Source organism: Arthrobacter glycogeni, assembly GCF_054510815.1.
The window spans coordinates 69,147-94,392 of the sequence record NZ_JBTNDV010000011.1; the positions used below are offsets into that span (position 1 = coordinate 69,147).

25 protein-coding genes are annotated in these 25,246 nt (G+C 64.6%); 7 read left to right on the plus strand and 18 right to left on the minus strand.

Going from position 1 to position 25,246, the window contains the following annotated elements:
• Positions 1–48 precede the first annotated feature (48 nt).
• The 3 genes from ACX80G_RS12575 (at position 49) to ACX80G_RS12585 (ending at position 3,041) form a co-directional block, all read left to right on the plus strand.
• Positions 49–1,086 carry a DUF4439 domain-containing protein gene (locus ACX80G_RS12575; RefSeq protein ID WP_459307985.1) on the plus strand — a complete coding sequence of 346 codons (1,038 nt, stop codon included), beginning with the start codon at positions 49–51 and terminating at the stop codon, positions 1,084–1,086.
• A 20-nt stretch (positions 1,087–1,106) separates the two neighbouring features.
• Positions 1,107–1,892, plus strand: a complete 786-nt coding sequence (locus ACX80G_RS12580) for a VIT1/CCC1 transporter family protein (RefSeq protein ID WP_459307986.1) — start codon at positions 1,107–1,109, stop codon at positions 1,890–1,892.
• Between the two features lie 123 nt (positions 1,893–2,015).
• Complete coding sequence (locus tag ACX80G_RS12585; protein WP_459307987.1) at positions 2,016–3,041, plus strand: aminoglycoside phosphotransferase family protein; 1,026 nt, start codon at positions 2,016–2,018, stop codon at positions 3,039–3,041.
• 20 nt (positions 3,042–3,061) lie between these two features.
• On the opposite strand, the gene ACX80G_RS12590 is transcribed toward ACX80G_RS12585, so the two are convergent.
• From ACX80G_RS12590 to ACX80G_RS12640, 11 genes are all read right to left on the minus strand, one after another.
• On the minus strand, positions 3,062–3,865 hold the full coding sequence (locus tag ACX80G_RS12590; RefSeq protein WP_459307988.1) for a sulfite exporter TauE/SafE family protein: 804 nt from the start codon (positions 3,863–3,865) through the stop codon (positions 3,062–3,064).
• Between the two features lie 9 nt (positions 3,866–3,874).
• Entirely contained in the window at positions 3,875–5,674 is a 1,800-nt protein-coding gene (locus ACX80G_RS12595; protein ID WP_459307989.1) for a proline--tRNA ligase, read from the minus strand.
• Positions 5,675–5,819: 145 nt separating this feature from the next.
• A complete protein-coding gene (locus ACX80G_RS12600) occupies positions 5,820–6,545 on the minus strand; it encodes a hypothetical protein (protein WP_459307990.1) in 726 nt (241 codons plus the stop codon).
• A 66-nt stretch (positions 6,546–6,611) separates the two neighbouring features.
• Positions 6,612–7,550 (minus strand): GNAT family N-acetyltransferase, encoded by a 939-nt coding sequence (locus ACX80G_RS12605; RefSeq protein ID WP_459307991.1) that lies wholly within the window; start codon positions 7,548–7,550, stop codon positions 6,612–6,614.
• Complete coding sequence (gene ispG, locus ACX80G_RS12610; RefSeq protein WP_196841195.1) at positions 7,504–8,670, minus strand: flavodoxin-dependent (E)-4-hydroxy-3-methylbut-2-enyl-diphosphate synthase; 1,167 nt, start codon at positions 8,668–8,670, stop codon at positions 7,504–7,506. Before ispG ends, ACX80G_RS12605 begins: the two co-directional genes overlap by 47 nt.
• A 45-nt stretch (positions 8,671–8,715) precedes the next feature.
• A complete protein-coding gene (locus ACX80G_RS12615; RefSeq protein ID WP_459307992.1) occupies positions 8,716–9,006 on the minus strand; it encodes a YciI family protein in 291 nt (96 codons plus the stop codon).
• 19 nt (positions 9,007–9,025) lie between these two features.
• A complete protein-coding gene (locus ACX80G_RS12620; protein WP_459307993.1) occupies positions 9,026–9,532 on the minus strand; it encodes a hypothetical protein in 507 nt (168 codons plus the stop codon).
• 75 nt (positions 9,533–9,607) lie between these two features.
• The gene (locus ACX80G_RS12625; protein WP_459307994.1) at positions 9,608–10,207 is read right to left on the minus strand and encodes a MarR family transcriptional regulator; all 600 of its coding nucleotides are present in this window, start codon (positions 10,205–10,207) and stop codon (positions 9,608–9,610) included.
• 205 nt (positions 10,208–10,412) lie between these two features.
• On the minus strand, positions 10,413–11,771 hold the full coding sequence (locus tag ACX80G_RS12630) for a M50 family metallopeptidase (protein ID WP_459307995.1): 1,359 nt from the start codon (positions 11,769–11,771) through the stop codon (positions 10,413–10,415).
• A gap of 15 nt (positions 11,772–11,786) precedes the next feature.
• Complete coding sequence (dxr, locus tag ACX80G_RS12635; protein ID WP_459307996.1) at positions 11,787–13,004, minus strand: 1-deoxy-D-xylulose-5-phosphate reductoisomerase; 1,218 nt, start codon at positions 13,002–13,004, stop codon at positions 11,787–11,789.
• Between the two features lie 135 nt (positions 13,005–13,139).
• Complete coding sequence (locus ACX80G_RS12640; RefSeq protein WP_459307997.1) at positions 13,140–13,811, minus strand: SDR family oxidoreductase; 672 nt, start codon at positions 13,809–13,811, stop codon at positions 13,140–13,142.
• A 91-nt stretch (positions 13,812–13,902) separates the two neighbouring features.
• Between ACX80G_RS12640 and ACX80G_RS12645 the strand changes: the two genes are divergently transcribed.
• A complete protein-coding gene (locus ACX80G_RS12645; protein WP_459307998.1) occupies positions 13,903–15,447 on the plus strand; it encodes an HNH endonuclease signature motif containing protein in 1,545 nt (514 codons plus the stop codon).
• A gap of 83 nt (positions 15,448–15,530) precedes the next feature.
• Here the strand turns inward: ACX80G_RS12645 and ACX80G_RS12650 are convergent, their stop codons facing one another.
• Genes ACX80G_RS12650 through ACX80G_RS12680 form a run of 7 tightly spaced genes read right to left on the minus strand, consistent with a single transcriptional unit; the run spans position 15,531 to position 23,239 of the window.
• Positions 15,531–16,343 (minus strand): HpcH/HpaI aldolase/citrate lyase family protein, encoded by an 813-nt coding sequence (locus ACX80G_RS12650; protein WP_459307999.1) that lies wholly within the window; start codon positions 16,341–16,343, stop codon positions 15,531–15,533.
• On the minus strand, positions 16,340–16,870 hold the full coding sequence (locus ACX80G_RS12655; protein WP_459308000.1) for a MaoC family dehydratase: 531 nt from the start codon (positions 16,868–16,870) through the stop codon (positions 16,340–16,342). The genes ACX80G_RS12650 and ACX80G_RS12655 overlap by 4 nt, the downstream gene beginning before the upstream one ends.
• Positions 16,863–17,516 carry a CoA transferase subunit B gene (locus ACX80G_RS12660; protein WP_459308001.1) on the minus strand — a complete coding sequence of 218 codons (654 nt, stop codon included), beginning with the start codon at positions 17,514–17,516 and terminating at the stop codon, positions 16,863–16,865. The genes ACX80G_RS12655 and ACX80G_RS12660 overlap by 8 nt, the downstream gene beginning before the upstream one ends.
• A 2-nt stretch (positions 17,517–17,518) precedes the next feature.
• Positions 17,519–18,364: a CoA transferase subunit A gene (locus ACX80G_RS12665; RefSeq protein ID WP_459308002.1), complete on the minus strand. Its 846-nt coding sequence runs from the start codon at positions 18,362–18,364 to the stop codon at positions 17,519–17,521.
• A 34-nt stretch (positions 18,365–18,398) separates the two neighbouring features.
• Complete coding sequence (locus ACX80G_RS12670) at positions 18,399–19,559, minus strand: acyl-CoA dehydrogenase family protein (protein ID WP_459308003.1); 1,161 nt, start codon at positions 19,557–19,559, stop codon at positions 18,399–18,401.
• 3 nt (positions 19,560–19,562) lie between these two features.
• Complete coding sequence (locus ACX80G_RS12675; protein ID WP_459308048.1) at positions 19,563–21,629, minus strand: acetyl/propionyl/methylcrotonyl-CoA carboxylase subunit alpha; 2,067 nt, start codon at positions 21,627–21,629, stop codon at positions 19,563–19,565.
• 5 nt (positions 21,630–21,634) lie between these two features.
• The gene (locus tag ACX80G_RS12680) at positions 21,635–23,239 is read right to left on the minus strand and encodes a carboxyl transferase domain-containing protein (RefSeq protein WP_459308004.1); all 1,605 of its coding nucleotides are present in this window, start codon (positions 23,237–23,239) and stop codon (positions 21,635–21,637) included.
• 162 nt (positions 23,240–23,401) lie between these two features.
• Between ACX80G_RS12680 and ACX80G_RS12685 the strand changes: the two genes are divergently transcribed.
• From ACX80G_RS12685 to ACX80G_RS12695, 3 genes are all read left to right on the plus strand, one after another.
• Positions 23,402–24,010, plus strand: a complete 609-nt coding sequence (locus ACX80G_RS12685; RefSeq protein WP_459308005.1) for a TetR/AcrR family transcriptional regulator — start codon at positions 23,402–23,404, stop codon at positions 24,008–24,010.
• A 50-nt stretch (positions 24,011–24,060) separates the two neighbouring features.
• Positions 24,061–24,528, plus strand: coding sequence for a GNAT family N-acetyltransferase (locus ACX80G_RS12690; protein ID WP_459308006.1), 468 nt, complete (start codon positions 24,061–24,063; stop codon positions 24,526–24,528).
• Between the two features lie 316 nt (positions 24,529–24,844).
• Positions 24,845–25,099, plus strand: coding sequence for a DUF2283 domain-containing protein (locus ACX80G_RS12695; RefSeq protein WP_459308007.1), 255 nt, complete (start codon positions 24,845–24,847; stop codon positions 25,097–25,099).
• The last annotated feature ends 147 nt before the right edge of the window (positions 25,100–25,246 follow it).

Below are 25,246 nucleotides of genomic sequence, written 5' to 3' on the forward strand. Positions count from 1 at the left end.
GGTGTACCGGCTGCCGATCGGGCGGGGATCGTGACATCATCAGGAGTTGTGAAGGACTCTGCTGCCCCCCGGCCTTCCGGCTTCCCCGTCGCCGCGCGTACCGTCGCACGACGAATCGCCAGGACGCTCGGGCTTCTCCTGACGTTCGCCCTCGTGGTTGCCCTCGGACTGAACCTCGACGGCCCCCAACCCGAGGGCCCGCCGCCCCTGACCTTGACCGAGGAAGCCCAGCTGGCTGCCGAGGTCCGGGCGGCGGACCTCTCCGGTGCGGCAGCAGTGCTTGCTGGCTCCACCGTATCGGCTACCCCGGGATCGGATCTGGGGGGCACCTACACCAAGACTGCCAGCATGCTGCAGGACCAGGCCGAGGCCCTCAGGCACCCGATGCCCTCCGCTCCGGCGACGACCGACCGGTCTACCACCGAGGCACCCATCCCCCTCGAGCCGGCACCTACGCCGTCCGGGTTCGTTGCTGACCTGTTCGCCTCAGCCCAACAGAACCTCGACGCCGCGATCACCGCCGAACCGGGTATTGCACGGCTCCTCGCCTCAGTGGGGACCAGCCAACGGCAGCAGGCAATCACACTGGCCGGGCTGCAGGACCTGGAAGTTCCGCCGGCAGCCGTCATGCCTGCCGCCGCGGTGAACCCGTCCCCAGACTGCGCCGGTGCCACCCCGGCCAATAGCACGGAGGCCAGCTGGCTTGCTGATGCGGTGACCGCCGAATGCCGATCGGCCTATGCCTACGAGGTCACTGCAGCGCGAACACCCGACCCGGCACCCCTGCTGATGTTGGCAGACCAACACACAGCCGCAGCAGTGGAGGGTGAGACCCTACTCGACGCTGGAGCCTGCACCCCTGTCCCCCCGCACCTTCAAGCGTTCTCCCTCGACCCCGGATTCGTTGAGGATCCGGCCGCGACGCTCGCCGCCCTCGACACGAGCCTGGTCGGGATGTACGCCGATCTGGTGGGTTTGACCGACGGTTCAGCACGGCAGTGGGCGGTCCAGCGGTTCGCTGCCGTGACCGACCACCGGCGCTCAACCACCAACGTCGTTGAGGCGTTTCCCGGCATCGCCAAGTGAAGTCCTGAAAGGTAGCCACCATGTCAGACCGTGTTCCTGATTCGAATAGCGTTTCTCGACCGGCCAGTGTTTCTGGGCCAGTCACGGCCGCCACCGCTGCCCTGCACACCGACGAACCACACCGCGGCGATCTGGCGCACCGCCTGAACTGGCTGCGCGCCGGTGTCCTCGGAGCAAACGACGGGATCGTGTCGGTGGCTGCGATAGTGGTCGGCGTCGCCGGAGTGACCAACACCACGGGCCCCATCCTGACCGCCGGCCTGGCGGCACTGGTCGGTGGGGCCATCTCCATGGCACTCGGCGAGTACGTATCGGTGAGCAGCCAGAGTGACAGCCAGCGCTCCCTGATTGAGAAGGAACGCCGTGAGCTCAGGGAACAGCCCGACGAGGAGCTTGCCGAACTCGCTGCCATCTATGAGGCCCGCGGTCTCACCCCGGCCACGGCTCACACGGTGGCTGTGGAGCTCACCGGCCACGACGCTCTTGCCGCCCATCTGGACGCCGAGCTGGGCATCAAGGAAACCGACGTCGTCAGCGCCTGGAACGCTGCGTTCGCCTCGGCGGCTGCCTTCATCCTGGGTGCGATCCTGCCGCTGCTGGCCATTTTGCTGCCGCCGCCAGAATGGCGGGTCCCCAGCACATTCGTTGCTGTCCTTCTTGCCTTGTCGGTGACTGGGGCGATGGGGGCGGCAATCGGTGGCGGATCCAAGACCCGGGCCTCCCTCCGCGTGGTGGCCGGCGGCGCGTTAGCCCTGGTCGCGACCTTTGTGATTGGGTCATGGCTGGGCGCGAGCAACCTCGTCTAACACCGCCGAGAAGCGAGATCCGCCGACCTGGGACTCCACCGCGACCCGGGGTGCCCCTGACTCGCCAGATCTCACGCCTCGGCGGGGGCTTTGGGCGGGGGCTCGGAGCCTAGACTTAGCCTCGTGGACGTACCCGGAATCGAGCTCCCCGCCGCGTTGGTCGGTAATGCACTGCGCCTTCCGGGCGGGCGCGGCTGGCTTACCCGGTGGCGGGAGCTGGCCCAGACCCTGCTGGCCGAGTGGGATCTGACCCTCGATCTTTCCGCCGCAACTCGCCCCTGGTTCGGCAGCGCCGCTGTGGTCCTCCCGGTTCGGTGCGACGACGGCAGCCCCGCCGTGCTGAAGGTATCGGTCCCCCACGACGAGGCACTCACCGAACCTGATGCGCTGGCACTCTGGGCTGGCCGGGGAGCCGTGCGTCTCCTGGCAGCAGCCCGGGACGACTATGTCCTGCTGCTGGAGCGGTTGGACGGCGATCGGTCACTCACCGGGACGCCGCTGGATGAGACGGCGTCCGTGTGGGGCACCCTGGTCCGGTCCCTTTCCTTGCGCCCGAATAACGGCAACTTGTGGCAGGACATCCCTTCGGTTGCTGCCCAGGCCGAGATGTGGACCGACACGCTGCCCGCTGACTGGGACCGGCTGGGCCGACCGTTCGACCGATGGCTACTCGAGTGCGCCCTGGAGGTTTGCCAGGTGCGCGGCGCGGTGGGGCGCCGGTCCGAGCAGGACGTGCTGGTGCATTCCGATCTCCACTATTCCAACATCCTCCCCCGGCCGGCATCTGCTCGCACAGGATCCACCGGCCCTGGGGCCGGTGCTTCCACCTTCGTGGCGATCGATCCGAAGCCGATGATTGGAGATGCCGAGTTCGCCGTCGCGCCGATGCTGTGGAACCGGATCGGCGAGCTGTTTCCCCGGGACCCGGCTGGCCACCTTCGGGAAAGATGTTCCGATCTGGCGTTCGCCGCTGACCTGGACCCGCTGCTGGCGCGGGACTGGTCCGTGGTCAGGGAGGTGCAAAATGCACTCTCAGCAGTCGAATCGGGAAATCGGGACGGTGCGCAGCGCTCCCTGTGGGTGGCCAGCACCCTGCTGCGGCGCACCCTGCCCGAGCTGCCGGCGCCAGCGGACCTGGTCAGGCCCTGAACGATCTCCCGGTTCGGGACCTACAGGTTCGGTCTAATGTTCTCGATCCACACGTCGTAACCGAGTTTGGCGACCAGCGCTGACACCACCACCAGAAAGACAATCCTGATGAATTTGCTGCCCTGCGTGATGGCCATGCGTGAGCCGAGGTACCCACCGGCCATGTTGGCGAGGCCGAGCACCAGGCCCAGCCCCCACAGCAGCGAACCATTCGGGAGGAAGAACATCAGCGCACCGAAGTTGGTGGCCAGGTTCACGATTTTCGATTTGGCGCTGGCGTCGAGGAAGCTGTAGCCGAGCAGTGTCACCATCGCGATGATCAGGAAGGACCCGGTGCCCGGGCCGATCAGCCCGTCGTAGAACCCCAGCACCAGCCCGATTGCCGCTGCTGTTCCGTAGTGCCGCCCACCGGCGTGGCGCAGCGTCGTCAGCGTGCCTACGGTGGGGCGGAACGCGGTGAACACGGCGACCGCGATGAGCGCCACCACGATGATGGGTTTGAAAACCGAGGACGGCAGGGAGGTGGCGATGATCGCCCCACCGAACCCACCCACCAGGGCGATACCTGCCATCGGCAACGCCGTCCTCAGGTCCGGTTTTGCCCGCCGGTAATAGGTGATAGCGCTGGTGGTGGTGCCGAAGAGGGACCCCATCTTGTTGGTCGCCAAGGCCTGCACCGGGGTGATCCCCGGGACCAGGAGCAGGGCGGGTAGCTGAAGCAGCCCGCCACCACCGACTACAGCATCCACCCAGCCCGCAGCGAATCCCGCGACCACCACCAGGAGCAGGGTCGCGAGCTGGATCTCCTCCAGCCCGGAGTACATCCGGTCCCGCTACTGGGTGACAAGGCGGCGGAGGTGTTCAACAACCTCAGCCACTGCGACGTTCTCCGCCTCGCCGCTGCGGCGATCCTTGACCTCCACCACGCCGTCCACCAGGCCGCGCCCGACGACGACGACGGTCGGCACGCCGATCAGCTCGGCGTCACCGAACTTCACCCCCGGGGAGACCTTGGGTCGGTCGTCGTAGATGACCTCCAACCCGGCGGCGGTGAGGTCCTCGGCGAGCTGGTTCGCTGCAGCGAAAATTTCCTCGCCCTTACCGGTGGCCACCAAATGGATGTCGGCTGGCGACACATTCCGTGGCCAGATGATGCCCTTGTCGTCCCGGTTGGATTCGGCCAGGGCAGCGATGGCACGGGTTACCCCGACGCCGTAGGAGCCCATCGTGACGGTTGCGAGTTTGCCGTTCTGGTCGAGGACCTTCAGCCCCAACGCGTCAGCGTATTTCCTGCCGAGCTGAAAAATGTGGCCCATCTCGATACCGCGGGCCGCCTTCAGTGGGCCGGACCCGTCGGGTGCCTCGTCGCCGTCGCGCACCTCGACTGACTCGATGACCCCGTCCCAGGCGAAGTCGCGGGAGGCGACCAGACCGAAGACGTGTTTGCCGGAGACGTTGGCACCGGTGATCCAAGAGGTGCCCGGAACGACACGCGGGTCCACCAGATAAGGAATCCCGGTGGATCCGTCGGCGCCAAGTACCGGAGCGTCGAGGCTCAGCCCCGGGCCGATGTAGCCCTTGACCAGGCCCGGGTGCTTCCTGAGATCGTCTTCTGAAGCGGGTTCCACCATCACTTCGCCACCGACTTCAAGGTGCGGCGGCAGGTTCGCTTCGATGCGTTTCAGGTCAACGCTCCGGTCGCCCGGCAGACCGACAATCACCAGGCGGCGTTCACCGGTGGGCAGGACCGCGGCAAGCACGACATTTTTCAGGGTGTCAGCGGCAGTCCACTGACGGTCGTCGCGTGCGAGAACCTCGTTGGCATGGCTGACCAGCGTGTCGATGGTGGGGGTGTGAGGGGTGTCCTTGATGTCCGCCGGCGCGGCACCGGTGAAGTCGATTTCCTTCGGCACGACGGTGGTGACTGCCTCGACATTGGCGGTGTAACCGCCTTCGGATGCGACGAACGTGTCTTCGCCGATTTCTGACGGGTGCAGGAATTCTTCGCTCTTGGATCCGCCCATCGCGCCGGCAGTGGCGGCAACGGGGACCACTGTGAGGCCGAGGCGCTCAAAAATCCGGAGGTAGGCGCCGCGGTGCAACTGGTAGCTGCGCTCCAGGCCGGCGTCGTCGATGTCGAAGGAGTAGGAATCCTTCATGATGAACTCCCGGCCGCGCAGCAGTCCAGCGCGGGGGCGTGCCTCGTCGCGGTACTTGGACTGGATCTGGAAGAGGCTCAGGGGAAGATCCTTGTACGAGTTGTACAGGTCCTTCACCAGGAGGGTGAACATCTCCTCATGGGTGGGTGCCAGCAGGTAATCTGCGCCCTTGCGGTCCTGCAGCCGGAAGATCCCGTCACCGTACTCGGTCCACCGGTTGGTTGCTTCGTAGGGCTCTTTGGGCAGCAGTGCAGGGAAATGGACTTCCTGGGCGCCGATGGCTGCCATTTCCTCGCGGATGATGGTCTCCACCTTGCCGAGCACCCGCAGTCCGAGCGGCAACCAGGTGTAGATCCCTGGCGCTGCCCTGCGGATATAGCCAGCCCGGACCAGGAGCCGGTGGCTGGCTACCTCGGCGTCGGAGGGGTCCTCGCGCAGGGTGCGCAGGAAAAGTGTGGAAAGTCGAAGGACCACGCGTTAAAATCCGTTTCTTCAGCACTGACTGCCTCGGCAGCTTCATCAGATACCAATCTAACCGTTTCCGGCAGACCCCGGTGACACAGACGCTCGTCACGGACACTTGGCACGGACGCTTGACACCGACGCTTGTCACGGACCGCTAAAGACCACGCAGCGCGGCAACCGTCGAATCAGCGAGGTCCCGTCCCCGTGCCAAATCCAGCGTGTCGTCCCCCGAGCTGCCGATCGTCACGTTGATGGTGGTGGTCCCGGTGACGGCGGTCAGCGAGATGGTTTGCTGAATAGTCCCCGGCACCCGGACCATGGTCTGGACTGCGAAGGCTTCGTCGGCGATGGTGGTGACCGGCAGTTCGGTGACGCCCACGGATACCACTTCCCCAGCGATCTCCATGTCGAAATCGCTGCAGTCGGCGAGTTGGTCCCGGTTGGCGTCGAGTTGGTCCTGGATCACTTCATCCGATTCGTGGCTGGACAGGCCGATCGAATCCGGCTGCAGAGACGACGCTCCGGCGAAGGTCATGGTGGCGAGTGCTGCGCTCAGGGCCTGTTCGGTGAGCTCCGGGTCGGCGAAGACGTTGCATTCCTCGGGCGAGACGGTCAGCTCGCCTAGGTTCGCGGCCTGATCCACGATGAGCTCCCGAATCTCCGGGTCGGTCAGGATGACCCCTTCAAGGGACGCCTCCTCGTTGACCGTTGCCAGTGCCGCTGCCAGCTCGCTGGGAGTGAACTCGGCGTTCAGGCTGGCCGACGGGTCACCGCCAGGTTCGGCGGTGACCGTTGGGTCGCTGCCTCCTCCTGGGTCAGGGGCCCGGAGCGGGCGACAATGTGGACGGGGGCGGGCGGTCGTCAGTGCCCTGGTCCGCACTGCACCCGGTGCCGATGACCAGCACGGCACACGATAGCGCGGTCAGCCGGCGGCCACCCCGCCCACTCAAAGCAGGACCGTGGCGAAGGTCCCCACTTCGCTGAATCCCACCGTCCGGTAGGCGGCCAGCGCCCTCGTGTTGAACGAGTTGACGTAGAGACTCACTACCGGGGCGCGTTGCTGGGCGGCGAGGACGACGGCGGCAAGGTAGCCCGCGCTGAGCCCCTGCCCGCGGTAGGCCGGGTTCATCCAGACACCCTGGATCTGAACCGTGGTGCTCGAGACTGTGCCAAGTTCGGCCTTGAAGATCACCTGGCCGTCGTCGTCGAAATCTGCCAGCGACGCCTGTCGCCGGACCAGGGACGCCACCCTGCGACGGTAATATTCGCCGCCGCCGGTGAAGGGTGAGTAGCCGACTTCTTCCTCGAACATGGCGGCGCACGCAGGAACAATGACGTCCAGCTCGTCTTCACGGGTGAATCGGAGCCCAGCAGCGGGCTCGACCTTGGGCTGTCCGGTGATGGCCAGCAGCGGCTGTGCGGGGCGCACGTCGAATGGCTCTGGACTGTACTCCTGCAGGGTGGACCAGATGGCCAGCACCGCTTCGGAGGGCCCGAAGATCGAGGAGAACTTTCGCGTGGACTGCCCCAGGTAGGTGCCGAGGGCGGCGCCGTCGGCAGCCGACACTGCGATGGGCACCAGGTTGACACCCGCCCAGCACGCCGAAACCAGCTCACCGTCACGGAAAATGCCGATCACTTCGCCGCCAGCATAGGACGGCGACAAGCCGCGGGATGCCTCAAGGTGCGAGGCGATGAAGACGTTGGCGGTCGGGTCCCGCTCAACCAGCCGTCCGAGGGCTTCGTTGTGCTCCTTGCCGAGCGTCGCGAACCCATCGGACGGGGCGGGATTCGCCGGCCCGACCGGGCCGGTCGTGTCGTACTGCTCGGTGGGGGACCTAACTGACGGTAACCATGGGGCCACCCTGGCCAGCAGTCTCGCCATCTGCTTCCCCCATCTCCTCGGCTATTCTCATGGCTTCTTCAATGAGTGTCTCAACAATCTGGTCTTCGGGAACAGTCTTGATGACTTGGCCCTTCACAAAGATCTGGCCTTTGCCGTTGCCGGAGGCCACACCAAGGTCCGCTTCGCGGGCTTCGCCTGGACCATTCACCACACAACCCATCACTGCCACCCGGAGCGGGATCTCCATGCCTTCAAGGCCGGCGGTCACCTGCTCGGCGAGCGTGTACACGTCGACCTGCGCACGCCCACAGGAGGGGCAGGACACTATTTCCAGTTTGCGCGGCCGCAGGTTCAGCGACTGCAGAATCTGGTTCCCTACCTTGATTTCCTCCACGGGCGGGGCCGAGAGGGACACCCGAATGGTGTCACCAATCCCCTTGGACAGCAGCGCGCCGAACGCTGTCGCCGACTTGATGGTGCCCTGGAAAGCGGGACCCGCCTCAGTGACGCCGAGGTGCAGGGGCCAGTCGCCCCGTTCGGCCAGCAGTTCGTAGGCTCGGACCATGATCACCGGGTCATTGTGCTTCACGGAGATCTTGAAGTCGTGGAAGTCGTGTTCCTCGAAGAGGGAGGCTTCCCAGACAGCCGACTCTACGAGCGCTTCCGGGGTTGCCTTGCCATATTTTTCCATCAGCCGCGGGTCGAGGGAGCCAGCGTTGACGCCGATGCGGATCGAGGTTCCGGCGGCCTTGGCCGCGGCGGCGATCTCCTTGATCTGGTCGTCGAACTTGCGGATGTTTCCAGGGTTGACCCGGACGGCCGCGCAACCAGCATCGATGGCAGCAAAAACGTACTTCGGCTGGAAGTGAATATCAGCGATGACCGGGATCTGTGACTTTCGGGCGATGATCGGCAGCGCTGCGGCGTCGTCAGCGGACGGGCAGGCGACCCGCACAATGTCGCAGCCGGTGGCCGTCAGCTCAGCAATCTGTTGCAGGGTCGCGTTGATATCGGTGGTGGGGGTGGTGGTCATGGACTGGATGCTGATAGGCGAATCCGATCCGACGCCCACTGAGCCGACCTTGATCTGCCGGGTTTTGCGGCGGGGAGCAAGGACGGGCGGTGGGGCGGCTGGCATTCCTAAACTGACCGAGGTCAAAGGATCCTCCATGTGTAGTTCATCGGTACATCAAATGTGGTGGGTCTAGGCATACTGCGACAACAGGCCAATGCCGGGCTTCCACTCGGTGGCCTTTACCGCGGCGATGGCACCCTGGAGGGCGAACGGATCCTGGCGCAGAAGGTCGTTGAGCGACTGCTCGTCGTCGGCGGTGAAGATCAGCAGCGCACCCGCGCCATCGGCGAACGCGCCGGACGCGAGGACCCGACCATCGGTCACGAGGCTGGTGAGCCACTCGCGGTGAGCCGGCCGGTGCTCGTCGCGTAGGTCGGAGCTATCGGGGCCATACACATATTCCACTGCGTAAACACTCATGGATCCACCTTATACGTGATTACAGGAGGTACGCCGCCGCGAAGCCGGCGACGGCGGCAGCCCACAACAGGGATGTCAGGGTTCCGATGATGAAGCGTTCGGCAACCGCTGGGGTCTCCTTCAACTCCGCGTACCTGCCGAGGCCCTTGATCGCCACGACGTAGGCGATCGCGACCGGTTCGTTGGCGATGATGGCGCCAGCCACCCCGAGACGCTCCAGGATGCCGATGACCAGACCACCACGGAGGACCCCGGGTCGGGCTGGTGGCTGCGCCGGGGTTGCTGGTTCGTGTGCTGGCGGGTCTGGAATCACGACCCTTGCGGCACCGGCGGGTACCTGCTCAGCGCGATCCGGCGATTCGTGCTCGGTCGTCTCGTGCTCGGCCTTCTCGTGCTCGGCTGTCTCGAGCTGGGTCGTCTCCTCGCGCTCGTCGACCGAGCGTGCGAGCTTGAGCACACCGGTGGTCACCGGCCAACCGACACCGGCCGCCACCAGCAGCGTCAGTATGATCCACAGTGCTTCCATGTAGGCCCTCGTCTTCCTGTCGTTACACCGGGACTCTACAGTCTGGGTCTGACGCTTTCCCCCCGGGAAACGACCTTACCCACGCGAAGCGACGTCGGCCCGCTGCAACAGCACCGCCGCAGCGGGACGGGCGGCCCATTCCTCGACCCACGCCGACCGGCTAACCGCCTTGCTGACAGCCTGGGAGGTGATGCCGAGCTGGCGCGCCACAGCAGTCTGACTCCCCCATTTGCCTGGTTCCAGCAGATCGAGGACACGCCATTCCGCGGCGGTCCGTTTCATGACGTGCAGCCCGATCAGCATCAACACGCCCTCGGCTTCGGCGGTCCCCAGTCCACCATCAACTGCGACGGCCGCGCGGTCGCCAGCCTTCTTTGCTTGTTCGACTGCGGAACGGGCGGCGACGAAGGCGGAGCCTCTCCCCTCACGCGCGCTCGATGGCAGGGGCAGGTCCACGCCCCCAACGCCGATTCCGACATACCAGCCGCCCACTCGAAGGCAGAGGAGTGCGACGTCGACCACCGCCTCTGGCGAGTCAAGGACCCCTTGAGCTTCGTCGCCCACCGACCGATCGAAGGGGACGACCGTTGGCACGTGCCGCAGCAGGTCGAGGAGCCCGGGGACGCCGTCATTGGCATGGGAGCTGCCCTTTTGGTCGATGGTCATGACAAACATAGCTTCACCCTAAAGGGTTGCAAAAGTAATAACAACCTATTTGGCGCTCAATTCGATTTACAACCTTTAATCCGACGCCCGACTGTGCATCCCACCGACGCCAGAAAAGTGGGCTAGCTGCAGGGAAGTGGTCGGCCAACAGCGATCCTGCGCCTAGACCACTAGTTCGCGCGGTTCGGCAGCGGTTCGGCTCGTTGGGTGGAAGCTAGCCGAACAGATTGACCGGCTTCACGATGTCCGCGTAAATCAGCAGGGCACCCATTCCCATGAGCAGGACAGCGACCACATAGGTGAGCGGGAGAAGCCTGGCCATGTCGAAAGGGCCGGGATCGGGGCGCTTGAACAGCCGTGCGGAGGTCCTGCGGATTCCTTCCCACAGCGCACCCGCGATGTGTCCGCCGTCGAGGGGCAGTAACGGGATGAGGTTGAAGACAAACAAGGCGATATTGACGCCACCCACCAGGCCCACCAGGGTCGCCACCCGGGATTCGATGGGGATTTCGTCCATGGCGGACACCTCCCCGGCAATCCGGCCGACGCCGACCACGCTGATCGGCCCTTCGGGATCCCGCGGCGCATCGGAGAACGCGGCTTGCCCCACTTCGACGACCCGCTGCGGCAGATTGATTACCACGCCGGTCACTGCCACAACGTTTTCACCCACCGCAGGCAACACGTCGCTTGCCGGGCCGGGAACGAGTTCCTGTTGGGAGCCGACGCCGATAAACCCGACGGCTTCGAGGACCGGGCTGCCGTCGTCGTCAAGCTTGGGCCGCCCGTCAATGTCGGGAACGGGGCGTTCCGTCAGCAGCGGCGTAATGGTGGCGTTGACGGTGTCGCCGTCGCGCACGTAACTAATGTCGGTTTCTTCGCCTGCCGTGTCCCTGATCCAGGCGGACAGCTGGGTCCAGTCGGTGACTTCCTGACCGTCGTAGCTCACCACCTGGTCGCCTGGCTGCAGTCCGGCGTCGAAGGCTGGGGCGGGGGGATCCTCGTCGGAGCAGGCAGTCTGCCCCGTCGATGCCTGCTGGCTGGCTGGCACCACACATTCGTAGACCTCGGAAACCGTGGTGGTCGCCTGCGGCGAGCCGAAACCCATGATCAGGATGGCGAACATGATGACGCCGATGAGCAGGTTCATCACCGGCCCGCCGAGCATGATGACGATGCGCTTCCAGATGGGCAGCTTGTAGAAGACCCGGTTTTCGTCGCCTGGGCGGAGCTGCTCGGCGGCGGCCTGTCGCGCGTCGGTGGTCAGTTGCTGGAACATCCCGGTGCTGGAGGGGCGGACTGCTGTCCCGGTGCTGTCACCGTCGTTGTCCTTCGCTGGCGGGAACATTCCGACCATGGAGACGTAGCCGCCGAGGGGAATGGCCTTGAATCCGTATTCGGTGTCGCCGCGGCGGCGCGAGAAGAGGGTGGGCCCAAACCCAATCATGTACTGGGTCACGCGGACCTTGAAGAGCTTGGCGGGGACAAGGTGCCCCACTTCGTGGAGAGCGATGGACGCGGCAATACCTATTGCAACGAAGAGCACTCCCAGAACGAAGAGCAGAATGGACAACGCGTTTCCTTTGGCTTAGCTGAACTGATCCTGCACACCACAACGAATCCGGGCCAGTGTGCGTGCCCGTTTCTCGGCGTCGAGCACCGTGCTGACAGTGAGCGGCCCGCTGCTGTCGTGCTCAGCGGTGACGGCCTCTACCGTATCCACAATGTCAGTGAAACCTATCGCTCCGCCGTGAAAAGCTTCAACCGCTTCTTCGTTGGCGGCGTTGTAAACGGCCATCGCCGTTCCGCCGCGGGCCGCTGCCGCTTTGGCGAGCCGGACGGCGGGGAACGCCTCCTCGTCGAGGGGCTCGAACGTCCAGGTGGCCGCCGTCGTCCAGTCGCAGGGGGTCGCCGCTCCAGGAACGCGGTGCGGCCACCCGATGCCGAGGGCGATGGGCAGGCGCATGTCGGGTGGCGACGCCTGGGCGATGGTGGACCCGTCGGTGAACTGCACCATCGAGTGGATGATCGACTGGGGGTGGACGACGACGTCGATCCGCTCCAGTGGGATGCCGAAGAGCAGGTGCGCCTCGATGACCTCGAGCGCCTTATTGACCATGGTCGCGGAATTGGTGGTAACCATTTTGCCCATGTCCCAGGTGGGGTGTGCCAGGGCCTGCTGCGGGGTGACGTCTTCGAGGTCTTTCTTCGCTTTGCCGCGGAAGGGGCCGCCCGATGCGGTGAGGATCAGCCGGTCCACCTCGCCCGCGGCGCCGGAGCGGAGGCACTGGGCGATCGCTGAGTGTTCGGAATCCACTGGGACAATCTGGCCCTCGGCTGCTTCGTCCTGAACCAGCTGGCCACCCACAATGAGGGATTCCTTGTTCGCAAGGGCGAGCATATGTCCGGCTTTGAGCGCCGCAAGGGTCGGGGCGAGTCCGATCGATCCCGTGATGGCATTGAGAACGACGTCGGCGTCAGGCCAGGCGGCGAGGTGGGCCGAGGCGTCCGGACCGGTAAACAGTGTCGGCGAATAGTTCTTGCCTGACGCTGTCCCGGCGGCTGCCGCGCGGATGGCGGCGCTGAGTTCTGCTTCGGTGCCGGTTGCTGAGGCGACTGCCTGGGCGTTGGTCGCGACGGCCTGTTCCGCCAGCAACGCGAGGTTTCCACCGCCGGCCGCGACGGCCGCGACGGCAAACCTGTCCGGCGCCTGGCGGATGACGTCGATGGCCTGGGTGCCGATCGAGCCGGTCGATCCGAGGATGACGACCCGGCGGCGTCCTGTGTCAGGCGCGGTGAATATCATGGTTCAAGTATCGCGCACCGGCAGGTTCGTCTACGCAAAAAAACGGCCCCCAGGCCCACGTCCGCCGGTTGGATTGGCAGCATCGGAGCCCAAGGGCCGTTTCTGTGATCTCGCGGATCTTGCGGGGTAGACCGCTTAGCGGCTGATCGAGGCAAGTGCGTCGGGGATGGCTTCCTCGCCCGAAATCAACTCGAGGATCTGCCGGTCCCCCAGCTTTGTTTCGAGCAGTGCGGCGATCACTGCTGCCACGTCCTTCCGAGGCACCGATCCCTGGCCGGTCTTCGAGGTGAGGCGCACCCGTCCGGTGGCGGGGTCGTCGGTCAATCCACCCGGTCGAACGATGGTCCAGCTAAAGGAGGACCGCGCTGCCAGGTCTTCTTCGGCGGCGAGCTTCGCCTGGAGGTAGGAGTAGAAGGTGTCGTCGAGGTCGTCGGGACGCTGGCCGTTGCGGACCGTGTCGGCTCCCATTGACGAGATCTGCACAAACCGTTTCACGCCAGCTATTTCGGCCGCGTCCGCCAGCAGCACCGACGCACCGCGGTCGACCGTGTCTTTGCGCTCTGCGCTGCTCCCTGCCCCGGCACCTGCTGCGAAGACGACGGCGTCGGCTCCGGCCAGCACCGTGGCAAGATCGTCGGCCGAACTTGATTCAAGGTCAACGACCGCTGGGGTGCCGCCGTCGTTCTCGATGTCTTTGTTGTGCTCAGGGTTGCGAATAAGACCGACAACCTCGTGACCCTGGTGAACAAGCTGGCGGGTGAGTTCGCGGGCAATTTTTCCGTGGGCTCCTGCTATTACTGTTCTCATACAGGGGTAACGGCTGAAGGGGTCCATCAAATTCCCTCGGGCAATTTTTTGGAGTACTGATTTTAGTACACATATTCGAATATAATTAGTTATGGCCGTTGAGACCGCTGACCAGATGAAGCTCGGACAGGACACCACCCCGCCCAGCAGTAGCGGAGAGCGCACAATAAGTGACGTCCGGCCGGGGGTAAGCGGCAGTATTTGCCTGTTCCGGGAGGATGAGCTGACACCGGAACGGGCCATTGAGACGCTGACAGTTCTGGAATCACTCATCGGGTGGGCCCAGGCGATGAGGGCGAAGGTCATTACGGTGGTCGAAGCGCAGGTACGTGATGAAGCTCGGAACACTCAAGGTCTCGATGGTTGGGTTGACCCGGCGGCGGCGGCCAAACTAGCCGAGTCGATGACCGAGAGTCTGGCCGCCGCCGAGATAGCGTGCGCTCTGAGGTTACCGGATCGCACGGCGCTAGGTCTCCTTCAGGACAGCATTATCTTATGCAGGGACTTCCCGGCCACCCTCGAAGCCCTGACCTGGGGGAAGATCAATTACCCGCAGGCGCTGACCATCGTTGAGGAAGCAACGCTCCTCCCCTCAACCGCCCGCGTGTCGTTTGAGGCAGCACTGCTGGAAAGAGCCCCGGAAATGACCAGAGCGCATCAGCCTGATCAGGACGGCATGTGCTGGATCTCCGCACATCTGGCCGCAGAAATTGGAATCGGAATCCACAACATGTTGACTGCCCTTGCCCAACAATGCCAGGGACCCGACCAACCGCGCACCCTCACCCAACTCCGCGCAGACATCTTCAGCGATCTCCTCACGGGCCGCTCCGCGCTGCCCGGCAGCCTGGCTCACCCAGCAGAAGGAGCCCCCACGGCTCGACCCAGTGTAGAAGGATCAGCCGTAGAAGCCGGGGAATCTATTGGTGAGTCCGGTGCCAAGTCTGCAGGCGGATCCGGCGCTGAGTCATCGGTCGAGCCCGGTGAAGAGTCTGCGGTCGAACCGGGTGAAAAGTCTGGCGCCAGGTCTGCTGGCGAACCGACAGGTGAAACCGGTAGCCCACCCCAACCGTCCCGGCAACGGTTCACCGGCCCGGAGGTTCTGGTCACCATTGACGCGGCCACCCTCGCCGGGCTCACCGACCATAACGGCACCCTCGAAGGGTACGGACCGCTCAGCCCCGACGTGGCTCGCGGCATCGCGGCCGTGGCCGGGACTTTCACCCCACTACTCACCGACGACCACGGCAACCTGCTGGCTATCGGCCGTAAACGACGATTACCTTCACCGATGGTCCGCCGATGGCTCCGGGTCCGTGACGAGACCTGCCGGTTTCCCGGTTGTCGACGGTCGGCGGCAAATTCTGAGATCGACCATCTCATCCCCTGGGCGAAGGTACACGACACTCACCACGCCAACCTTGCACACCTCTGTCGAAAGCATCACCGGTTCAAAACCCTCACCCGATGGAACGTGGTTCAAGACCGTACCGGCTGGCTCGACTGGACCTCACCGTCCGGTGGAAAATACACCACCAGACCGGCCGTCGACCTGGCCCCACCACGATCGAGTCACAAACAGACTGCGGAACAGTCACCGAATCAACTACCCCGAGACGACCCACCGCCGTTCTAGGTCTGCGGATGCCGCAGTGGCTGGACGGCGAAGCACCGGGCGCGAAAGCGATGCGACGCTTTCCGGCTTCCGCCGGCTACTTCCTAGCCTTTGTCGGCCCTCGCCAGGGTCTGCTCTGCGTGACGGAGAATCGGGCCGTCGATCATCCGCCCCCGTAACTGGAACACGCCACCACTTCGGGCAGCCTCAGCCAGAATCGCTCGAGCGTAGTCGACCTCCTCCGCAGTTGGTCGATACGCCGCCCGGATCACCGTCGCCTGGCTCGGATGGATACACGCCTTCGAGCCGAAGCCGGACGCCACAGCGTCTCGCGATTCAGCAGCCAACCCGTCAAGATCAGCGATATTGATATACACCGAATCCATCGCCGCCTTGCCAGCGGCCGCCGCCGACAGCAACACCTGCGATCGTGCGTGCGATGCCACCTGGCGGTACGACCCGTCGTCGGTACGGCTCGAGGATCCGCCCAACGAAGCCACCAGGTCCTCCGCACCCCACATCAAAGCCACGACGTTGGGTTCGGCGGCGATCGCCGGCGCGTTGAGAATTCCTCTCGCAGTCTCACACAGCGCAACGACCGCGAACCGGTTCAACCCCCATAGGTCAGCCGCTGATTCGGTCTTCGCCAGCATCACCGTGCGGTACGCCGAGTGCTTGAGCATCTCGACGTCGAGCGCGAAGTCGGCCGTCGACGCAGGGTTGATTCTCACGATGGTTCGCGACGGGTCGAGTCGGCTGGCAGCAACAGCGTCACGGGCCGCCATCTTGGCCGCTGGCGCCACAGCATCCTCAAGATCGAGAATGACCGCATCCGCACGTTCGGCCGCCTTACCGAACCGCTCAGGCCGATCTGCCGGGCAAAACAACACCGCCGGGCCCATGGTGAAAGTACTCATGAATTTTGGTGCCCTTCCTTGGTCCACATCAACACGCTCCGGGTCAGCGTGGCGACAACCGTCCCGTCCTGATTGCGGCCGGTGTGATCCATCGTGACGATTCCCTGGCCGGGACGCGACGCCGACAGCCGCTTCTCAGTCACCACGGTCTCCGTGTACAGGGTGTCGCCATTGAACAACGGGTGCGGAAATCGCACGTTGGTCATGCCCAACTGCGCCACGATGGTCCCCTGCGTGAGCTGCGGGACTGACTGCCCGACGACGGTCGCCAACGTCAGCATCGAGTTCATCAGCCGCTGCCCGAACGGCTGTGATTCGCTCCACGCAGCATCGAGGTGCAGCGCCTGGGTGTTCATGGTCATGGTGGTGAACAGGACGTTGTCCGCCTCGGTCAGGGTGCGCCCTGGCTTGTGCGAATAGATCACCCCGGTATCGAGCTCATCGAAGTACAGCCCCCGTTGCTCGACGACGGTCCAATCCGATCCCGACGACGATGCTGACGTCGATCCCGACGACGGCTCAGGCATGGAGGTCAACCTCCAGGTGGGCGCCGGTGGCGGCAATAACCTCGTCGACGCTCACGCCGGGCGCCGTTTCGCGCAACACCAGAGTGCCGCCGTCGCGATGGGGGTCGACGTCGATCACCGCGAGATCGGTGATGATCCGGTTGACGCACCCCTTGCCCGTCAGTGGCAGCGAGCAGGATCCAACGATCTTCGGCTTGCCGCTGCGATCAACATGCTCCATCATCACGATGACCCGCTTGGCGCCAAACACCAGGTCCATGGCACCGCCCATACCCTTGACCATCTTGCCGGGAATCATCCAGTTGGCGAGATCGCCATTCTCGGCAACTTCCATTGCGCCCAGAACCGCCACATCGACGTGGCCACCGCGGATCATGCCGAAGGAGGCCGCCGAGTCGAAGAACGCCGCCCCGGGATTGACAGTCACCGTCTCCTTTCCTGCATTGATCAGGTCCGGATCCAGCTGATCCTCGGTGGGATAGGGTCCGACGCCGAGAATCCCGTTCTCCGAATGCAGTACCACCTCGACACCCTCGGGGATGTAGTTGGGAATCAGCGTTGGCATGCCGATACCCAAATTGACGTACTGTCCGTTGTCCAGTTCCTGGGCGACCCGGGCTGCGAGCTCGTTACGTGTCAGTGCCATGGTCAGACCGCCTTCGCCGGGTTGGAGATATCAGATGCTTCGGAGAACAACGGCTGCTCGGTGGCCGGCGTCAGCCCGGACGGCTGCGCCCGATCGGCGGCGAGCGCCACGGTCCGCTTCTCGATCCGTTTCTCCGGATCCGGCGTGAGAACCACGCGCTGAACGAAGATCCCCGGAATGTGGACGTGCTCGGGATCGAGCTCCCCCGGCTCGACCAGCTCTTCAACCTCAGCGATAGTGATCCTTCCCGCCTGCGCGCAGAGCGGGTTGAAGTTCATAGCGGTGGCATGGAAGACGAGGTTGCCGTGCCGGTCGCCCTTCCAGGCATGAACCAACGCGAAGTCGGGGTTGACGGACTCTTCCAGCACATAGTCCTGCCCGCCGAAGCTGCGTACCTCTTTCGGTGCCGATGCGACGGTCACGTTGCCGGCGTCATCGTACTTCTGCGGCAAACCTCCCTCGCTCACCTGGGTGCCGACCCCGGCCGGCGTGTAGAACGCGGGGATACCGGCGCCACCGGCGCGCAGCCGTTCGGCGAGGGTGCCCTGCGGCGTCAACTCCACCTCGAGTTCGCCCGACAAATATTGACGCGCGAATTCCTTGTTCTCACCCACATAAGAGCTGATGGTGCGGCGGATGCGGCCGTCGAACAGCAGGACACCCAGTCCCCAGTCGTCGACACCGCAGTTGTTGCTGATGGTTTCGAGGTCGGTGGTGCCCTGCTGGTGCAGCGCGTCGATCAGGGCCACCGGGATTCCGCACAGCCCAAACCCGCCGACGGCCAGGGACGCACCATCGGGGATATCGGACACTGCCTCGGCGGCCGTCGCAACAACTTTGTCGATCACTGTAACTCCTTCACTACTGGCGTTTGACGGGCTGCTACAGCCCGAGTTCCCGGGCGATCAGCATCAGCTGAACCTCGGTGGTTCCCTCGCCCACTTCGAGAATCTTCGAGTCGCGGTAGTGACGTGAGACGGTGAACTCGTTGATGAAGCCGTAGCCGCCGAAGATCTGGGTGGCGTCACGGGCGTTATCCATTGCAGCTTCGCCCGCCACCAGCTTAGCGATGGAAGCCTGCGTCTTGAACGGCTTACCAGCGAGCATGCGGGATGCGGCGTCGTAGTACGCCAGCCGCGCGGTGTGCGCCCGAGCCTCCATCCGCGCGATCTTGAACTGGATCGACTGGAACGACCCGATGTTGGTGCCGAACGCCTGCCGTTCCTTGGCGTACTTGATCGACTCTTCGACACAGCCCTGGGCGGCACCGGTGGCCAGCGCGGCGATGGCGATGCGGCCTTCGTCGAGGATCTGCAGGAAGTTGGCGTAGCCGCGGCCGCGGGTACCCAACAGATTGGCTTCGGGAACGCGGACATCGGTGAGCGTGAGCGGGTGGGTGTCCGAGGCGTTCCACCCCACCTTGTTGTAGGCCTTCTCGGCTGTGAAGCCCGACGTGTTGGACGGCACCAGGATGGTTGAAATTTCCTTTTTCACCGACCCGTCGTCACGTGTGATGGTGTCGGTGACCGCGGTGACGGTGACCAGACGGGTGATGTCGGTGCCGGAGTTGGTGATGAACTCCTTGGTGCCGTTGATGACCCATTCACCGTCAACGAGTTTCGCCGTCGTCTTGGTGCCCGACGCATCCGAACCGGCCTCCGACTCGGTCAGACCAAAGCCGCCGAGTGCCTTGCCGCTGGCCAGCAGCGGAAGCCATTCTTGCTTCTGCTCCTCGGTACCGAACCGGTAGACCGGCATCGCGCCGAGTGACACGCCGGCCTCGAGGGTAATAGCCACCGACTGGTCGACCCTGGCCAACTGTTCCAGGGCGAGGCAGAGGGCGAAGTAGTCGCCACCCATGCCGCCGTATTCCTCGGGGAAGGGCAGCCCGAACAGGCCCATGTCGGCCATCTGGTCCACGACGGCGTACGGGAAGCTGTGCTCCTCGTCATGCTTGGCTGATACTGGCGCAACAACCTCGTCGGCGAAATCGCGGACGGTGGCTACCAGGTCCTGGTATTCCTCGCTAAGTTCAAAGTTCATGACTTACGCTTCTTCTTTCCTTGGGGTGTGTCCTGCGGCGGCGGGCAGGGTTTCTGTGGCGTGAATTCGTGCGACGACCTGGTTGGCTTTGACCAGATCACCGGCTTTGAGGTGGATGGCCACCGTGCCGGCGACGGAGGCCGTCAACTGGTGTTCCATCTTCATGGCCTCGACGCTGAGGATCGGCTGTCCCGCGACGACCGTGTCGCCGTCGGCCACTGACACCGAGGTGACGGTTCCTGGCATTGTGGAGCGCACCTCGGGGTCGGCGGTCCCGTCGGCCCGGGCGATCTGCGACAGCTGGGTTTCGAGGCGCTCGGCACGTTCAAGAATCCGGACCGACGTCGACCACCCGGCGTCGGAATACCAGAGGGTAGCCCCGTCCTGTTCGACGGCAGCCCGACGGCGGATGCCATCCACCGTGACGATGCCCTGTGCCCGATCATGGGTCACCGACCGGGACAACCCGTCGCCGATCCGAACGCCGTACCCTGTCGCTGTCGGCTGCACCAGCACCTCCCGCACATCGTCCGGTGTGACGGCGAGATGCAGCGTGCGGGGTCGGTGCGCGCCAATCCGCCACCCGTCCCGACGCGCCCAGGGCGAGCCGGCGGTGGTGGCGTCCGGTGTCCCCGCCCCGACGGCTGCAAGGATCGACACTTCCTCGTCGGAAATACGGCGGAACGCCAATCCCGGCAATTTGCGTTCGATCATGGTGGTGTCGAGACGGCCGGCGCGGACGTCGTCGTCGTTGATCAGCAGCTTGAGGTACTCGATGTTGGTGCTGATGCCCAACACGACGGTGTCGGCGAGCGCCTGGTCCAACCGGTCGAGGGCCTCGGTGCGGTGCCGACCCCACGCGACCACCTTGGCGAGCATCGGATCGTAGCTGGCCGAGATGTCGAGTCCGCCGAGCAGGGAGCTGTCTACCCGGATTCCCTCGCCGACTGGTTCCACGAGGTGGACTACTGTACCGGTGGAGGGCAGGAACCCCGCCTCCGGATCCTCGGCGTAAACGCGCGCCTCAACCGCGTGCCCGGTGAGCACGACGTCGTCCTGGGACACGGTGAGCTTCTCGCCTGCCGCGATACGCACCTGCCACTGCACCAGGTCGATGCCGGTGACCAGCTCGGTGACAGGGTGCTCCACCTGGAGCCGGGTGTTCATCTCCATGAAGAAGAACTCATCGGGCGCGTCGGCTGACACGAGGAACTCGACGGTTCCCGCTCCGCTGTAGTCGACGCTGCGGGCAGCGTTGCAGGCGGCTTCGCCGATGCGGGCCCGGGTTGCCTCATCCAACAGGGGCGAAGGGGCCTCCTCAATGACCTTCTGGTGCCGGCGCTGCAGCGAGCACTCCCGCTCCCCCAGGTGAATGACGTTGCCGTGGTTGTCGGCCAGGACCTGGACTTCGATATGTCGCGGCGTGAGGATCAGGCGTTCCAGGAACAAGGTGTCGTCCCCAAACGCCGACGCGGCGACCCGGCGCGCGGTCGGCAGGGTCCCGGCGAGGTCCTCCGGGCGTTCGACCACGTGCATCCCCTTGCCGCCACCGCCGGCCGAGGGCTTGATCAGCAAGGGGAACCCGACGTCGGCCGCAGCCTCCAGTAGCTGCTGATCGGTCAGCCCCGGCTGGGCAATACCAGGCACCACCGGCACCCCGTAGTCCATCACATGGTTCTTGGACCGGATCTTGTCGCCCATGACGTTCAGGGCGTGCACCGAGGGACCGATGAAGGCTATTCCGGCGTCGCTCAGCGCCTGCGCGAAGGCCTGATTCTCACTGAGGAATCCGTATCCGGGATGGACCGCCTGGGCGCCGGTGCGCCGGCAGGCGTCGAGGATGGCGTCGATGGACAGGTAGCTGAGCGCTGGTGACGCTGGCCCGATCCGCACCGCTACGTCGGCTTCCCGCACATGGAGGGCACCGGCGTCGGCGTCGCTGTAGACGGCGACCGACCGGATGCCCAGCGTACGGAGGGAACGGATCACCCGGCACGCGATTTCGCCGCGGTTGGCCACGAGGACGGTGTCGAACAGGGCGCAATCGGTATCAGGTTCGATGGGTAACATCTCGCTCACATCCGGAAAAGGCCGAAGGAGGTGTCCCGGACCGGCGCGTTGGCACAGATGTCCAATGCGAGGCCGAGCACCGTGCGGGTATCCGCGGGGTCAATAATGCCGTCATCCCAGAGGCGGGCCGTTGAATAGTAGGGGCTGCCCTGCGCCTCGTACTGGTCACGGATCGGGGCCTTGAACGCCTCTTCGTCCTGAGCGCTCCACTGCTCGCCGCGTCCCTCAAGCTGGTCCCGCTTGACGGTACCCAACACCGATGAGGCCTGATTGCCGCCCATCACCGAAATCCGGCTGGCCGGCCACATCCACAGGAACCGCGGCGAATAGGCCCGCCCGCACATCGAGTAGTTACCGGCCCCGAAGGAGCCGCCGACGACGACGGTCAGTTTGGGGACCCGGCAGGTGGCGACGGCGGTGACCATTTTGGCGCCGTTCTTGGCGATTCCACCCGCCTCGTAGTCGCGGCCGACCATGAAGCCCGACAGGTTTTGCAGGAAGATCAGCGGAATCCCGCGCTGGTCGCAGAGTTCGATGAAGTGGGCTCCCTTGAGGGCCGACTCGCTGAACAGCACACCGTTGTTGGCGACGATGCCCACCTGGTGGCCGTGCAGGGTGGCGAAGCCGGTGACCAGGGTCGTGCCGTACTCCTTTTTGAATTCGTGGAACAGGCTGCCATCGACGAGCCGGGCGATTACTTCGCGGGCGTCGTAGGAAGCGTTGACGTCGGTGGGGACGGCCCCGTACACCTCGTCAGGGTCGACTGTTGGTTCGGCGGACTCCGTGATCTCCCAGGCCGGCGAGTTCCGGGGCAGGGTGGAGATGATGTCACGCACGATCTCCAGCGCATGGGTATCATGCTCCGCCAGGTGATCGGTGACCCCCGAAATTTTCGAGTGGACGTCTCCCCCGCCCAGTTCCTCGGCGGTGACGATCTCGCCGATCGCCGCTTTCACCAGGGGCGGCCCACCGAGGAAGATGGTGCCCTGATTGCGGACGATGACCGTCTCGTCGCTCATCGCCGGAACGTAGGCTCCGCCTGCGGTGCAGGACCCCATGACCGCTGCAATCTGGGGGATTTTCCGGGAGGACATGGTGGCCTGGTTGAAGAAGATCCGGCCGAAGTGCTCCTTATCCGGAAACACCTCGTCCTGCCTGGGCAGGAACGCCCCACCGGAGTCCACCAGGTAGACACACGGCAGGTTGTTTTCCAGCGCAATCTCCTGGGCGCGCAAATGCTTCTTCACCGTGAGGGGGTAGTAGGTGCCGCCCTTCACGGTTGCGTCGTTGGAAATCACCAGCACCTGGCGTCCGTGAACCAGTCCGACACCGGCGATCACGCCCGCGCCGGGGCATTCGTCGTCGTACAGGCCGTTGGCAGCCAGCGGTGCGATTTCCAGGAAAGGGCTACCGTCGTCGAGCAGTTGATCGATGCGCTCGCGCGGGAGGAGCTTGCCGCGGGCGACATGCCGCTCACGCGACCGCGGCGGGCCCCCGAGAGAAGCCGCAGCGAGCCTCTCACGCAGTTCGGTGACCAGTTGCCGCTGCGCAGTGTCGTTCGCGAGGAAGCCGGGGCTGGTGGGATCCACCTGGGATGTCAGCGTCTGCATAGGGGTCTTTCCCTGGCTGGTCGCTCGTCGACGAGCGGACCGTCTGTTTGGAAGCACTTTCAGTTAGTATGTACTAACTGAGTTTAGGTTAGTAGCTAATAGCCGACTTGTCCACCAAAATGGGGTGACCGGTCCATGAGACCGCACGAGATGGGGGCGACAATGGAAGCTTCTGCTCCGAGTCGGATGACCGGCCGCAGCATGGCGAAGGCCTCCCGGCGCGCTGCGCTCCTGGATGCTGCGGCCCAGCTGTTTGCCGATCGAGGCTACAACGGTGTCTCCATCGAGGACCTCGGCGCCGCCGCCGGCGTCAGCGGTCCGGCCGTGTACCGTCACTTCAGCAACAAGCCAGCGGTCCTCGCGGCGCTCCTGGCCGGGGTCAGCGAGGATTTGCTCCGTGGCAGTAACGCCGTGGTAGCGAACGCCCCTGATCCGGCGTCGGCGCTCCGGGGACTGATCGAGTTCCAGGTGGATTTCGCATTGCGCAATGCCAATGTGATCAGGGTGCAGGATCGGGACCTCAACAGCCTGACCCCCGAGGATGAGCACACTGTGCGGTTCCTGCAGCGCCAATATGTGGAAGTGTGGGTGGATATCATGGCCAAACTCCTGCCCGACGACGACCCCGCCCAGCTTCGCCGCAAGGCCCACGCGGCCTTCGGACTGATCAACTCGACTCCGCACACGACTCCCCGCCGGAAAAGCAGTAGCGACATTTCCGACCTGCGACTCCTGCTGGAGAAAATGGCATGGTCGGCGCTTAATGCGTAGTCCATTGCCTAGTACCCTGTTTCTACCCGCCACCTAACCGAAAGTTCGATGTGACTTCACTACGCGCCGTTGAACCCTCCGACCTGGACGAGTTTTTCACCCATCAACTCGATCCCAGCGCCAACCACATGGCTGCCTTCACGGCCAAGAACCCAGCGGACCGTGGGGTGTTCAACCATCACTGGCAGAACATCCTCAACGATCCCCAGATCACCGTGCGCACCATCCTCAACGACGGCGCAGTGGTAGGCAGTATCCTCGCCTACCGTAACGACGAAACCCCCGAGATCAGCTACTGGATCGATAAGGCCCAGTGGGGTCAGGGCATTACGACGGCGGCCGTGGGGCTGTTCCTCGAAGAGTTCACCGACCGACCCATCCGTGCCCGCGCCGTGGTGGACAACGTCAATTCCATCAAGATCCTCGAACGCTACGGCTTCGAGCACATTGGCGAGGTCCAGGGATTCGCCAACGCCCGCGGCGCCGTCGTCAAGGAACTGGTGCTGGAACTCCGCTAAACCCTCCAGGCTCCGCGACGCTTCTTTACTGTCGCGTTCCGGTGGGTACCGTCGCGTTCCGGTGGGTACCGGAGGCTACCGCCGGGTACCGGTGGGTACCGCCCCGGTCCGGTGAACCCCGCTCCACTCAGGTGGGGAATGTGGACCAGAGGGAGGGACATATCGGACACTGATGCCCGGATTGACCCGCCTGGTCCACTTCGCTCACCAGAATCGGGTACGAAACTCACCGGAACCGATGACGAAAGCCGTGTAGCGCCGTCGTCAAGGAACTGGTGCTGGAACTCCGCTAGACCCGCAGGATCAAAGGTCGACCATGAAGATTACCTACGACAAGCAGGCTGACGCCGCGTATGTCATGATTGCCCATCGGATCAGGGATTGGGAGTCGGGCACGCAGGTGCATGAGATAGCGACGCCCGGCGGACACGGCGAGATTGCGCTGGATTTCGACAGCCAGGGACGCTTGCTCGGCGTAGAGGTTCTTGGCGCCGGGCGGGTCCTCCCGGCCGGGGTCCTGGCGGAGGCCGAGCCGAATCAGGACACCGAGCCGGCTCAGGACACCATCTGACCCGATCCGTTCCGCTCCGGCCCGTTCTGCTCCGGTGAGCAAGGTAGACCTGAGGGAGGGACAGGTTGGGCACCGAGGCCCGATTTGACCCCTCCGGTCCACTTTGCTCACCGTCATCGAGGGTGAAGCCGGCCTGCAGCCACCCAT

Coding starts and splice junctions, on each gene's coding strand:
- ACX80G_RS12580 (WP_459307986.1), top strand. CDS start 1,107: ATGTCAGACCGTGTTCCTGATTCGAATAGCGTTTCTCGACCGGCCAGT.
- ACX80G_RS12590 (WP_459307988.1), bottom strand. CDS start 3,865: ATGTACTCCGGGCTGGAGGAGATCCAGCTCGCGACCCTGCTCCTGGTG.
- ACX80G_RS12605 (WP_459307991.1), bottom strand. CDS start 7,550: ATGGCGAGACTGCTGGCCAGGGTGGCCCCATGGTTACCGTCAGTTAGG.
- ACX80G_RS12615 (WP_459307992.1), bottom strand. CDS start 9,006: ATGAGTGTTTACGCAGTGGAATATGTGTATGGCCCCGATAGCTCCGAC.
- ACX80G_RS12620 (WP_459307993.1), bottom strand. CDS start 9,532: ATGGAAGCACTGTGGATCATACTGACGCTGCTGGTGGCGGCCGGTGTC.
- ACX80G_RS12625 (WP_459307994.1), bottom strand. CDS start 10,207: ATGTTTGTCATGACCATCGACCAAAAGGGCAGCTCCCATGCCAATGAC.
- dxr (WP_459307996.1), bottom strand. CDS start 13,004: ATGATATTCACCGCGCCTGACACAGGACGCCGCCGGGTCGTCATCCTC.
- ACX80G_RS12640 (WP_459307997.1), bottom strand. CDS start 13,811: ATGAGAACAGTAATAGCAGGAGCCCACGGAAAAATTGCCCGCGAACTC.
- ACX80G_RS12645 (WP_459307998.1), top strand. CDS start 13,903: ATGGCCGTTGAGACCGCTGACCAGATGAAGCTCGGACAGGACACCACC.
- ACX80G_RS12650 (WP_459307999.1), bottom strand. CDS start 16,343: ATGAGTACTTTCACCATGGGCCCGGCGGTGTTGTTTTGCCCGGCAGAT.
- ACX80G_RS12655 (WP_459308000.1), bottom strand. CDS start 16,870: ATGCCTGAGCCGTCGTCGGGATCGACGTCAGCATCGTCGTCGGGATCG.
- ACX80G_RS12660 (WP_459308001.1), bottom strand. CDS start 17,516: ATGGCACTGACACGTAACGAGCTCGCAGCCCGGGTCGCCCAGGAACTG.
- ACX80G_RS12670 (WP_459308003.1), bottom strand. CDS start 19,559: ATGAACTTTGAACTTAGCGAGGAATACCAGGACCTGGTAGCCACCGTC.
- ACX80G_RS12675 (WP_459308048.1), bottom strand. CDS start 21,629: ATGTTACCCATCGAACCTGATACCGATTGCGCCCTGTTCGACACCGTC.
- ACX80G_RS12680 (WP_459308004.1), bottom strand. CDS start 23,239: ATGCAGACGCTGACATCCCAGGTGGATCCCACCAGCCCCGGCTTCCTC.
- ACX80G_RS12685 (WP_459308005.1), top strand. CDS start 23,402: ATGGAAGCTTCTGCTCCGAGTCGGATGACCGGCCGCAGCATGGCGAAG.
- ACX80G_RS12695 (WP_459308007.1), top strand. CDS start 24,845: ATGAAGATTACCTACGACAAGCAGGCTGACGCCGCGTATGTCATGATT.